The organism is Flavobacterium restrictum, from assembly GCF_007097245.1.
Lineage (GTDB): Bacteria > Bacteroidota > Bacteroidia > Flavobacteriales > Flavobacteriaceae > Flavobacterium > Flavobacterium restrictum.
In genome coordinates this window covers 104,782-117,762 of the sequence record NZ_VJZT01000002.1, presented here as the reverse complement: position 1 = coordinate 117,762, position 12,981 = coordinate 104,782, and the positions used below count along the sequence as shown (strand labels likewise).

General features: G+C 36.2%; 7 protein-coding genes. 2 read left to right on the top strand and 5 right to left on the bottom strand.

Annotated features, from left to right (window positions below):
• Positions 1 to 1,131 (top strand): T9SS type A sorting domain-containing protein (locus FNW21_RS16255; RefSeq protein WP_185963871.1); only part of this gene is annotated, 1,131 nt, incomplete at its 5' end.
• A gap of 228 nt (positions 1,132 to 1,359) precedes the next feature.
• Complete coding sequence (locus FNW21_RS02610; RefSeq protein ID WP_144255188.1) at positions 1,360 to 1,773, top strand: hypothetical protein; 414 nt, start codon at positions 1,360 to 1,362, stop codon at positions 1,771 to 1,773.
• Positions 1,774 to 1,903: 130 nt separating this feature from the next.
• Here FNW21_RS02610 and secDF read toward each other — a convergent pair whose 3' ends face one another.
• From secDF to FNW21_RS02585, 5 genes are all read right to left on the bottom strand, one after another.
• The gene (gene secDF / locus FNW21_RS02605; protein WP_144255187.1) at positions 1,904 to 4,882 is read right to left on the bottom strand and encodes a protein translocase subunit SecDF; all 2,979 of its coding nucleotides are present in this window, start codon (positions 4,880 to 4,882) and stop codon (positions 1,904 to 1,906) included.
• Between the two features lie 224 nt (positions 4,883 to 5,106).
• The gene (locus FNW21_RS02600) at positions 5,107 to 6,042 is read right to left on the bottom strand and encodes a malate dehydrogenase (RefSeq protein WP_144255186.1); all 936 of its coding nucleotides are present in this window, start codon (positions 6,040 to 6,042) and stop codon (positions 5,107 to 5,109) included.
• Positions 6,043 to 6,094: 52 nt separating this feature from the next.
• Positions 6,095 to 8,038 carry a DNA topoisomerase (ATP-hydrolyzing) subunit B gene (gene gyrB / locus FNW21_RS02595; RefSeq protein ID WP_144255185.1) on the bottom strand — a complete coding sequence of 648 codons (1,944 nt, stop codon included), beginning with the start codon at positions 8,036 to 8,038 and terminating at the stop codon, positions 6,095 to 6,097.
• 175 nt (positions 8,039 to 8,213) lie between these two features.
• Complete coding sequence (gene gatB/aspS / locus FNW21_RS02590; RefSeq protein ID WP_144255184.1) at positions 8,214 to 11,582, bottom strand: bifunctional amidotransferase subunit GatB/aspartate--tRNA ligase AspS; 3,369 nt, start codon at positions 11,580 to 11,582, stop codon at positions 8,214 to 8,216.
• The gene (locus FNW21_RS02585) at positions 11,582 to 12,979 is read right to left on the bottom strand and encodes an amidase (RefSeq protein ID WP_144255183.1); all 1,398 of its coding nucleotides are present in this window, start codon (positions 12,977 to 12,979) and stop codon (positions 11,582 to 11,584) included. Before FNW21_RS02585 ends, gatB/aspS begins: the two co-directional genes overlap by 1 nt.
• Positions 12,980 to 12,981: the final 2 nt, after the last annotated feature.

Below are 12,981 nucleotides of genomic sequence, written 5' to 3'. Positions count from 1 at the left end.
ACGACTGCTTCGGCTTGCGACAGTTATTTGTGGTCGGTAAATGGAATGACTTATGCCAAAACTGGAATCTACACTTTCGGGAATGGTTGCGTTACCGAAACTTTGGATTTAACCATCACGTCAAGTTCAACAAATACTACTACTGCTTCGGCTTGCGACAGTTATTTGTGGTCGGTAAATGGAATGACTTATGCCAAAACTGGAATCTACACTTTCGGGAAAGGTTGCGTTACCGAAACGTTGGATTTAACCATTACGCCAAGTTCAACAAATACTACTACTGCTTCGGCTTGCGACAGTTATTTGTGGTCGGTAAATGGAATGACTTATGCCAAAACTGGAATCTACACTTTCGGGAAAGGTTGCGTTACCGAAACGTTGGATTTAACCATTACGCCAAGTTCAACAAATACTACTACTGCTTCGGCTTGCGACAGTTATTTGTGGTCGGTAAATGGAATGACTTATGCCAAAACTGGAATCTACACTTTCGGGAATGGTTGCGTTACCGAAACTTTAGATTTGACCATTACGCCAAGTTCTGTAAATACTACGACAGCATCGGCTTGCGACAGTTATTTGTGGTCGGTAAATGGAATGACTTATGCCAAAACTGGAGTATACACTTTCGTGAAAGGGTGCGTTACCGAAACTTTGGATTTGACCATTACGCCAATTACTACAACTGTTACGGCTATTAATGGTGTGTTGTATTCAAATACGCCAAACGCAACCTACCAATGGATTGATTGTACTACTAATTTGCCGCTTTCAGGCGAGATAAACCAATCTTTTACTCCAAAAATAAATGGTACTTATGCCGTGCAACTTACTCTAAATGGTTGTTCAGTAACGAGTGACTGTTTGCTTTTTGTGACTCTTGGAACAACTAATTTTGATGATACTGCATTCCAATTTTATCCAAATCCTGTTGCAAACACCTTGTTTTTATCGTATTCAAATACCTTAACAAGTGTAGCAATTATCAATGTAAATGGTCAAGTTGTAGTAACAAAAGCCATACAAGACACTACCGCTTTGATAGATATGTCGCATCTTCCATCGGGGACTTATGTGGTTGTGGTGCAAACAGTAGACCATACTAAAACCTTCAAAGTAATCAAGAAATAATCTACAAAAGTAGTAGTTCAAATGTGTTTTGGACTACTACTTTTTATAATTTACTCTTTTCCAGCATTGTAAGGCTTTATTTTTGAGGTCTTCAATGCTTTTTAAAGTTGTAAAATGGTTAATTAATCGGTTATAATGGTGTTTTGTCGAAAATATTTTTGATGGCTGTTTTATTACTTTAGTTTCGCAAAAGTTTTGAAAAATAGCTATTAAAAACCAATTATAAAGATGTACCATTTACACAAAAAGGAATGCAATAAAAAAGGAAATGCTGTTTTCTTGACACTGCTTTTTACCATTACTTCGACTGTTTCAGGATACAGCCAATTAGCAGAAAATAAAAAGGAAGAAAATTTGATGTCAGTCTCGCAAAACCAATTATCATTGTCTAATGAAATAATAAATACGATTCAAGACAACCAAAATTCAATTGTTTATTTACAAGAAAAAATTGTACCAGCACCCTCCATTAATTTGAATTTTGTGCTTTGGTTTATGGGAACAAAACAAAATCCAAATTCAGTTCCAGTTGACAAAATAAATTCCAAAAATGCGCTTATCAAATCTGGAATTGCACCCAATAGATTATTACTAAAAGCTTTTTTGAAAAAAGTATTCGATTTTGAAAGTGTTGTTGGTTAATACGATTTTAGTCAACATTTTTAATTTTCTGAATAAATAGTTAACTTCATTTAGCCTAAACTTTCATGATTTTCAGCCATAAAAAAACCGAGCAATTTGCTCGGTTTTTATTTATAAAAGAAGCTGTAAACTAGCTTTCTAAATGCTGTTTTTCAATCAATTCTTTATCACTTGCAGAAATCGTATCTACAAGTACTGGAGTTGCAATAAATAACGACGAATACGTTCCTACTACAATACCTACTAACATCGCAAAAATAAATCCACGTATAGATTCGCCTCCAAAAATAAACATGATTAACAATACTCCAATCATAGTCAACGAAGTATTGATTGTTCTAGACATAGTTGAGTTGATTGATTTATTTACAATTTCGCCAAAATTTCCTTTGGTTTTACCATCCAAAAATTCACGAACTCTATCAAATACAATAACGGTATCATTCATAGAATAACCTATAACGGTTAGAATTGCTGCGATGAAATGTTGGTCGATTTCCATACCAAAAGGCATGAATTTGTAACACAACGAATAAATTCCCAATACAAATATAACGTCATGCGCTACGGCTGCTATAGCTCCCAAACCATATTGCCATTTTCTAAAACTTATAAATAAGTATAGGAACACAATTAGCATGGCACCAAGAACGGCCCAATAGGCATTAGTTTTAATATCTTCGGCAACTGTTGGTCCTACTTTTGAAGCCATTACAACACCTAATTGTTTGCCTTCATAAGCATTAACAAATTTGTCATACGTCATTGAGGCAGAAAAATGTTGCTTTAAATTCGCATACAATAATTTATTGACATCCTCGTCAGCTTTGGTTCCGTGATCTTGTACTTTGTATTTGGTTGTGATTTTTAATTGGTTGTTGTTACCAAAAATCTTAACCTCGGCACTTCCTTCAAAAGCTTTTGCCAATTCTGCTTTTACCGTTTCTGGTTCAATTGGTTTTTCAAAACGTACTTGGAATGTTCTACCTCCTACAAAATCTACCCCTTGATCTAAACCATTCGTAAACAAAGAGATGATACTAACTATTACTACAATACTGGAGAATAAATACGTCCATTTTTTTACTTTCAAGAAATCGTAATGAAAGTTGGTGAAAAAGTTTTTAGAAAAATTAGTCACAAATGATAAATCGTTTTTACCAGCAATATTTTTATCGATAAAGATTCGTGCAATAAAAATAGAAGTAAATAAAGAGGTAATAATACCAATTAATAATGTTGTAGCAAAACCTTTTATTGGTCCTGAACCAAAAACAAATAATACCGTTCCAATAAGAATGTGCGTTACGTTTGCATCTACAATAGAACGCATTGCGCCTTTCCAACTGTAGGAAGCAATTACGGATTCGCCTAGAGTTTTACCAGATCGCAATTCCTCTTTGGCTCGTTCGTAAATAATAATGTTCGCATCTACTGCAGTACCCATTGTTAAAACGATACCAGCAATACCAGGCAAGGTAAGTACAGCTCCTAAACTAGCCAAAATTCCAAACAAGAATAATAAGTTTACTGCCAAAGCGATATTGGCATACCAACCTGCTTTACCATAATACACCAACATCCAAAGGGAAACTAAAAGTAATCCAACGATAGCAGATGTTGTTCCGTAAGTAATGGCTTCTTGACCCAAGGATGGTCCTACAACTTCTGATTGCACAATGTCTGCTGCTGCTGGTAATTTACCTGCACGCAAAACATTCGCTAAATCTTTGGTTTCTGTAACGTCAAAAGTACCTGAAATCTCTGATCTTCCTCCTGAAATAGGTCCACTAGAAACTCCTGGAGCAGAGTAAACAATATTATCTAATACAATAGCAATATTGCTTTTTTGTGTGTAAGCTCTTCCAGTTAATTCTTCCCAAGATTTAGCACCTTGATTATTCATTTGCATAGAAACAGCTGGTTTTCCTGATTGGTCAAAAGTATCTTTGGCATCAGTTACAACGCCTCCACCCATAGCAGGTATATTGTCTCTATTTCCTTTTAAGGCGTATAATTCTACAGCGTCAATTTCTTTATTTTTTGCTTTTGCATCGGTAATGGTTGTTGGTTTACCCCAAACAAATTTGGCATATCGTTGATCTCCTGACAATAAAATTCTAATGTCAGCTCTTTTTAAATAACCACTAACAACTGCGGTGTCTTTTGGAGAAAAAAGTCCTAGAACTGGTCCGCCACCTTGTGCAATAATTTTGTCTAATAATGGATTATTTCCTTTTTTGCTAGCTGCCGAATCTTTTCCATCAGTTAATAAAGCACTAATAGAATCTTTAGGAGTTGCTTTTACAGCTACTTTGTTGGTTTCTGTTTTTTTCAATGCTTCATTGGCGGCCATCAAAAAAGTCCCAATTTCGTCTACTTTATAGGTTTCCCAAAACTCTAATTGAGCCGTGCTTTGCAATAATTTTTTGATTCTATCCACATCTTTTGCACCTGGAAGTTCCACAAGAATACGTCCAGATTCTCCTAATTTTTGAATGTTAGGTTGTGTTACACCAAATTTATCGATACGTTTTCTTAATACACCAAAAGCACTTTCAACTGATTCGTCAACTTTTCTTTTGATTACTTTTTTTACTTGTGCATCCGTCATTTGAAAATCAACTCCACCATCACCTTGTAAACTTCTGTTTGCAAAAATATCAGGAGAAGCTAACTTTACAGTTCCATTAGAATTGGCTTCAAAAGCATCAAAAAAAGCATCAATATACGTTTGATTTCCTTTTTGATTCGCAGTGGCATCAGCCAAAGATTTATTGAAAACTGGATTTTTCGAATTATTAGATAATCCTTTCAAAATGTCTTTAACCGAGATTTGAAGAATAACGTTGATTCCTCCCTCCAAGTCAAGCCCTTTATTGATTTGTTTGTCTTTTACTTCGTTGTAAGTAAAATTGGTAAATCCAAGATTAAAGACTGTTTCTTTACCAATAGAATCTAAATATTTTATTTCTTTTTCGGAATTTCCTCCGGATAAAGTTTTGGCATCACTTGCTACTTTATTGGAAACAAAAGTGAAAGAAAGTTGGTAAATACTTACCAATGCAAATAGAATTGCGAAAAATTTAATAAGTCCTTTATTCTGCATTATTACTAAAAATTAATTATTTTTTATTATTTATTTTGCTTTAAACCTCTCGATATAAGACCTGACAACGTTTTTATAGGATATAAAAATCTACCTAGAATTACAACATTTTTTTTAAACCGAGCAAATATATAATTAACGGAAAGATTAACCAATTTATTTATGAATTAATCTCAAAAAAAAGACTGCACAAATGCAGTCTTCCTTACATATATGATAAATTCTTATGCTAAAACCGTTTTTAAATCGGCATTCATATTTCTAACTGCGTCAGCACTTTTGGCAAACGCTGCTTTTTCGGCATCGTTCAATTCGATAGCAAGAATTTCTTCTATTCCGTTTTTACCTATAATACAAGGTACGCCAATGCAAATGTCATTTTGGCCATATTCGCCATCAAGTAGTACTGAACAAGCAATCATTTTCTTTTGATCGTTCAAAATACTGTCCACTAAATACGCCACCGAAGCTCCTGGAGCATACCAAGCGGAAGTTCCTAAAAGTCCTGTAAGTGTTGCGCCACCAACCATAGTTGCTGCGGCTACTAATGCTAATTCTTCTTGCGAAAGAAATTCTGAAACAGGGATCCCATTATAGGAAGCCAATCGTGTCAACGGAATCATGGTAGTATCGCCGTGTCCGCCAATAACCATAGCCGAAATATCATTGGCAGGTTTGTTTAACGCTTTGGATAAATAGTATCTAAAACGAGAGCTGTCTAATGCGCCACCCATTCCAATGATTCTATTTTTAGGTAAACCCGTAGCTTTCAATGCTAGATAGGTCATGGTATCCATAGGATTTGACACTACCACTACAATTGTATTAGGAGAGTGAACCAATACGTTTTCGGAAACAGTTTTTACAATTCCTGCATTGATTCCTATTAGTTCTTCCCTAGTCATTCCTGGTTTTCTAGGAATTCCAGATGTAATTACAACTACATCGCTATTGGCTGTTTTGGTATAATCATTAGTAACGCCGGATACTACGGTGTTGAAACCAGTATTTGTGGCACATTGAGAAATATCCATAGCCTTACCTTCGGCAAAACCTTCTCTAATGTCTAATAAAATTACTTCACTTGCAATTCCTCTATAAGAAATCACATCTGCACAGGTTGCGCCTACATTTCCTGCTCCTACAATGGTAACTTTCATGTTTTTATCTTTATTAATTATTCAAATTGATTGTTGTTATCAATCCTCTAATTTACGCATCTATATTGGCATAAACAGCATTTTTTTCAATAAATTCTCTTCTTGGTGGTACTTCGTCTCCCATCAACATCGAGAATACTCTATCAGCTTCGACCAAACTATCAATTGTTACTCGGCGAAGTGTTCTAAAGCTAGGATCCATCGTTGTTTCCCACAATTGCTCTGCGTTCATTTCTCCAAGACCTTTATAACGCTGTATGCCTGCGCTACCGCCCATTCGAGCATTGGCTTGGTCGCGTTGGTCGTCATTCCAAGCGTATTCTTTTTTATTTCCTTTTTTAACCAAATATAAAGGTGGTGCTGCAATATAAATGTGTCCGTTTTCGATTAGTTCTTTCATAAAACGGAAGAAAAACGTCAAAATCAAAGTAGAAATGTGGCTACCATCGACATCGGCATCACACATAATAATTACTTTGTGGTAGCGAAGTTTTTCTATGTTCAAGGCTTTGCTGTCTTCGGCAGTTCCTACGGTTACGCCAAGTGCTGTAAAAATATTCCGAATCTCTTCGTTTTCAAATACTTTGTGGTGCATGGCTTTCTCCACGTTCAAAATCTTACCACGCAAAGGTAAAATTGCTTGAAAGGCTCGGTCACGACCTTGTTTTGCTGTTCCTCCTGCCGAATCTCCCTCGACAAGATACACTTCGCATTTAGCAGGATCTTGTTCGGAACAATCAGACAATTTTCCAGGTAATCCTCCGCCACCCATCACGGTTTTGCGTTGTACCATTTCACGCGCTTTTTTGGCTGCGTGACGGGCTTGTGCAGCCAAAATTACTTTTTGAACAATAATTCGAGCATCATTTGGATTTTCTTCTAAATAGGCTTCAATCATTTCGCCAACAGCTTGACTTACTGGCGAAACTACCTCTCTATTTCCAAGTTTAGTTTTGGTTTGTCCTTCAAATTGTGGTTCAGCAACTTTTACGGAAATAATAGCCGTTAATCCTTCACGGAAATCGTCTCCTGAAATATCAAATTTCAGTTTGTCTAACATTCCAGAAGCATCTGCATATTTTTTTAATGATCTAGTAAGACCCGTTCTAAAACCTTGCAAGTGCGTTCCTCCTTCGTGCGTATTGATATTATTCACATACGAGAAAATATTCTCCGTATAACTGGTGTTGTAAATCAAGGCTACTTCAACTGGAATCTCACCTTTGTCGTGATCCATCGAAATAACGTGAGCAATGATTGGCTCTCTGTTTCCATCAAGATAACGGATGTATTCTTTCAATCCTTCGGTTGAATGAAATATTTCAGAAACGAAATTTCCATCTTTGTCTAATTCTCTTTTATCAGTAAAAGTGATGGTAATGCCTTTGTTCAAATAGGACAACTCACGCATACGAGCTGATAAGGTATCGTAAGAATATTCTATGGTTTGGGTAAATATGCTAGGATCAGGATAAAAAGTTACAATTGTCCCTCTTTTAGTCGTTTCTCCAATTTGTTTTACTGGATAAAGCGCTTTTCCTTTTTCATATTCTTGTTCGTAAACTTTTCCGTCACTACTGTGAACCGTGGCTCTCAAATGATTTGACAATGCATTTACTACAGAAACCCCAACTCCGTGAAGACCTCCAGAAACTTTATAGGAATCTTTATCAAATTTACCTCCAGCACCGATTTTAGTCATTACAACTTCTAATGCAGAAACGCCTTCTTTTTTGTGAATCCCAACTGGAATACCACGACCATTATCTTCAACAGAAATAGACCCGTCTTCATTTATATCTACTCGGATGGTATCACAATGACCTCCCATTGCTTCATCGATAGAGTTGTCAACTACTTCATAAACCAAATGGTGTAATCCTCTAACACCTACATCTCCAATATACATTGATGGACGCATTCTTACATGCTCCATTCCCTCTAATGCCTGAATACTATCTGCTGAATAATTGTCCTTCTTGATTTCTTCGCTCATATTATTTTATTCTAAAAAATGTAATTTTTGTCTAACACGCAAATATATAAAAACGCAAATTATATAACGTATTAAATGCCTTTTTAAGCAGTTAAGTTATCAACATTTATAGCTTTGTATTCAACAAAAAAACGCCTCTGATTTTGGAGGCGTTTTTGTCATGCTATTGTAAATTCTATTTCCGCATAATCTTCACATTCATTTCTTCTACCTTTTTATCAGATAAAATCGATGGTGCTCCAAATAATAAATCTTCACTAGAACCGGTTTTAGGGAAAGCCATAACTTCACGAATAGACGCTTTTTTCTCTAAAATCATCATCAAACGATCGATGCCCCAAGCAATTCCTCCGTGTGGCGGTGCTCCGTATTGGAAAGCTTTGTACATCGTTCCAACGCTTTTCATCATTTCTTCTTTGTTGTAACCCATATTTCTAAACGTTGCTTCCAGAATCTCCGATTTGTGCGCACGAACGGATCCTCCACCAATTTCGTATCCGTTTAATATAATATCATATTGTTGAGCGATGATCGTTCCGATTTCTTCATCAGTACCCGTCATGTGCTTTTGCAAATCATAAATCGCAGGCATTGAGAATGGATTGTGTGTAAACGTCCATCTTCCTTCATCTGTCCTTTCAAACATTGGAAAATCAACCACCCAAGCTGGACGTAATTCCTTTGGATTGATCAAGTTCAACATTCTACCCATTTCTTGACGAACTGCATCCAAAGCTTTATTAGCCGTTGCATAATCTGCCGCCGAAAAGAATACAATATCGCCTACTTGTGCATCGGTAGCTTTTATAATTCCTGTTGCAATTTCTTCGCCTAAAAATTTAATAATGGGCGATTGCAACTCATCTTCATTCACAATAATATAAGCCAATCCACCTAAACCGTGTTGTTGTGCAACAGCAGTCAACGTTTCGATTTGCCCTTTAGACATACGTTTGTTTCCTTGGGCTGTAGCCGAAACTTTGATACATTTTACAATTCCACCTTCTTCAATTGGTTTAGAAAACACTTGAAAAGTAGTCTCTTTTACGATATCGGTAATGTCCTGCATTTTTAAACCGTAACGCAAATCTGGTCTATCACAACCGTAAAAATCCATTGCGTCTTTATAAGTAATCACTTCAAACGGACGTAAAATCCACTTGTTGCCATATATTTTCTTCACTACTTCATTAAACATTTTGGTGTTTAAATCTATAATTTGCTGCATACTTGCGTACGCCATTTCGATATCCAACTGCGTAAATTCTGGCTGACGATCTCCACGAGAATCCTCATCTCTAAAACAACGGGCAATTTGGAAATATTTCTCATAACCACTTACCATCAACATTTGTTTGAACTGTTGTGGCGCTTGTGGAAGCGTATAAAACAACCCTGAACCTTTACGTGTAGGAACAATAAATTCACGTGCTCCTTCATCAGTTCCTGCACTCAAAATTGGCGTTTCAATTTCTAAAAACTCTTCGTTATCTAAAATGTCACGCAATAACTTAATTACTTTATGACGGTTTACGATTGCTCTTCTAACTTCTTCATTTCTATGATCTAAAAACTTGTATTGAAAACGAATTGCTTCGTTTGTTTTGGCCGCTCTTTTGATTTCAAAAGGCAAAGTTTTAGACAAATTTAAAATTTCTAAAGCAGAAGTTTCCAACTCGATTTTACCCGTACGCAAACCTGCATTGTAATCATCTTCATTACGCCCAACCACAATACCCGTTACCGAAATAACCGATTCTGGTTTCAATTTCACTAATTCATCAATGTTAGGAAACGATTCTCTACTGATACGAACTTGGAAAATTTCATAACTCGAATCACGTAAATCGATAAACATCAAATCACCGTGATCACGAACACTCGCAACCCAACCCGACAACATCACTTCTTCTTTGATGCTCTCTTCTGATAATTGTGAAATTTTATGTGTTCTATAAATGTCTTTTATAATAATCGGGATTTCAGGAAGACTTTCTTCTTGTGCGGACGAATCGCGTACGGACAGGTTGCGACCTATCCCTACAGAAATATCGGACGGCACGGACAAAACATTACCGGCATCGTGTACGGACAGGTCGCGACCTGTCCCTGCGGCTAATTGATCTAAAATAATTTTACGAATTACTTTTCCATCGGCACCTTTACCTACAACACTTAAAATTTTACCAACTAAAATTCCAGCTTTGCCTTCATTTCCAGCTTTGATATCATTGGCAACAGCCTCATTTTCTGAAATTACTTTTGCAATAACTTCTTGGATTTTATCTTCAGAAATGGTGTTATCTGCTAAGTATTTATCATAATCGAAATTTTGATCTTTTAAATAACCCGCAATCGCATTTTGAACTAAAACTGCCGTGATTTTTTCGGCTTTAAACAACACAAAAATGGTTGTTAAATGGGCAATATTATGGATTTTAGCGTAGTCTTCTGCCTTAACATTGTTCGCCAAAGTTTTAGCAACAAACGAAGGATCATTAATTTCGTTATTTAAAGTCACGAACGTTCTTGAACGCAATGCATCTGCCGTGAAAAATTTAGCATCTTGTGGCAAAACACCGCCGTTAATCAAAATAGATTCCACCGCATAAGGCAAGGCGCTTGTATCTACAGAAATCGCATCAATCTCCGCTTTGATATTTACAAAAGGTAAATCTGGCTCCGAAATAAAACGGTAATCCGCTTCGAATTCTTTTTTACGCATTACTTTAGTTTGCTTCAAATCAGCATCCCACAAAACCGTTGTTTGATCAGGTCTAAATGCGGAATTTTCTACGAAATAATTGAATTGTTTTTCTACCTCTTCTTTCAAAGCTTCCACCATAAACTTAAATGAGTTCAAGTTTTTGATTTCTGTTCTTGGGTTTAAAACATCTGAATTTATTTTACGCAAAGAAACCGAAACATCCGATTTGAATTCTCCTTTTTCTAAATTCGCTTCAGAGATTCCTAAATTCTGAACAATTCGTTGAATGTATTGCGCGTAAGTCGAAGCATCTTCGATATTACGAACGCAAGGTTCTGTAACAATTTCGATCAACGGAACTCCTGCTTTGTTAAAATCGACTAACGAAATTTTCTTTTCGTGCATCAATTTCGCAGCATCTTCTTCAATATGAACCTGAGTTAGATTTACAGTAAATTGAGAACCGTCATTTCGATAACAAGAAACCTGACCGTCAGGAATAATCGGATTGTGAAATTGTGTAATCTGAATGTTTTTGGGATTATCCGGATATTCGTAATGCTTTCTATCCCAAGAAATCACTTCGTTACTGAATGTCGAATTGACCGCTTTTCCAAAATAAATCGCTTTTGTAATCGCTTCTTTATTCAAGGCAGGCAAAACGCCCATTTGTCCCGTACAAACCGAACATATATTTTCGTTAGGTGTTTCTATTTCTTGATTTGGACAAGAACAAAACAACTTGGTTTTGGTATTCAATCGAACGTGGGTTTCCAGTCCAATTACCAATTCTAAATCGTGGGCTTTTAATGCCGCTGTTAATTGCTCCAATTCCATTATAGTGTATCTTTTAAGAAGTTTGCAAATTGCAATACTAATTCATCATTATTTTTTGCTGCCGTAATTTGAAGTCCAGTGCTTGTTCCTTGTGGTACGGTTAAAGTTGGCAATTGTCCCAAACTAAAACCAACCGTATAGGCATCAGACAAATACATCGCTAACGGATCTTTTAAACTGTCTCCAATTTTAGGCGGAGTACTTGGTGTAACTGGAGATAAAATGATGTCAACGGCTGCGAAATCTTTACTGAAATTCTCCGAAATCTGATCTCTTAAAGCCAATCCTTTTAAATATATTTCATCTGAAAAACCTTGTGACAACACTTGGTTTCCACCTACGATTCTGCGTTTTGTTTCTTCCGAAAAATTTTCAGAACGTGTCACAGCATAAGTTTCAATTAAGTTTTCTGCTTCAATCCGGTTTCCGTAATTGGTTCCGTCTAAACGAGATAAATTCGAAGCCGTTTCCGCCATTGCCAACGTATAATAAGTTGAAACCAAAATGTCTGATTTGAAAAAATCTAATTCTTTTACTGCAATTCCTTTGGCTTTTAATTTTTCGATGCTAGCTAAAAAATCAGCTTTTACCTGTGCATCAATAGCATCGCTTTCGATAAAATTTTTAAAATAACCCACTTTTTTAACCGGAGAAGTCGCAATCGCCTCTTCGCTAATTTCCGTTGAAGCAATTGAAGTTTGATCTTTTGAATCTTTTCCGCTCATTACATTCAACACAATTCGGATATCTTCCAATGATTTTGCCAATGGTCCAACACAATCTGTAGAAGAGGCATACGCCATTAAACCAAATCTTGAAATTCTTCCGTATGTTGGTTTGAAACCATAAATATGATTGTATCCGGCAGGCTGGCGAATCGAACCTCCTGTATCTCCACCAATAGAAAAAACGGTATATTCTTTGGCAACGTTAACTGCTGAACCTCCACTTGAACCTCCAGCAACTAATTCTGGATTGACAGCATTTTTCACCGCTCCAAAAATGGTGTTTTCGCTGGAAGATCCGTGACCAAAACTATCACAGTTTTCTTTTACTAACGGAATAGCACCTGCATCCAATAATTTTTGAATGGCAGTTGCCGTGTAAGACGATTTATAATTTTTAAGTAAATCAGAACTTGCAGTAGTGTAAGTTCCTTGTAACATATACACATCTTTAATTCCAAAAGGAATTCCTTCCAGCAAACCAATAGTTTCTCCGTTTGCAATTTTAGCATCTACTTTTGCTGCTAAATCTAGCGCCAAAGTATCCAACAAAGAGTTTACAGAGTTATGGGTATTTTGTTTCAGTACCTCTAATTTTTCTTGTACCAAAGCCGTACAAGTTATTTGTTTCGACACCAATTGTTGGTGTATTTTTTTTATTTGAGAATCCATTT

Bases quoted from the DNA above. Each gene is read 5' to 3' on its own strand.
- FNW21_RS02610 (WP_144255188.1), top strand. From the start codon at position 1,360: ATGTACCATTTACACAAAAAGGAATGCAATAAAAAAGGAAATGCTGTT.
- secDF (WP_144255187.1), bottom strand. From the start codon at position 4,882: ATGCAGAATAAAGGACTTATTAAATTTTTCGCAATTCTATTTGCATTG.
- FNW21_RS02600 (WP_144255186.1), bottom strand. From the start codon at position 6,042: ATGAAAGTTACCATTGTAGGAGCAGGAAATGTAGGCGCAACCTGTGCA.
- gyrB (WP_144255185.1), bottom strand. From the start codon at position 8,038: ATGAGCGAAGAAATCAAGAAGGACAATTATTCAGCAGATAGTATTCAG.
- gatB/aspS (WP_144255184.1), bottom strand. From the start codon at position 11,582: ATGGAATTGGAGCAATTAACAGCGGCATTAAAAGCCCACGATTTAGAA.
- FNW21_RS02585 (WP_144255183.1), bottom strand. From the start codon at position 12,979: ATGGATTCTCAAATAAAAAAAATACACCAACAATTGGTGTCGAAACAA.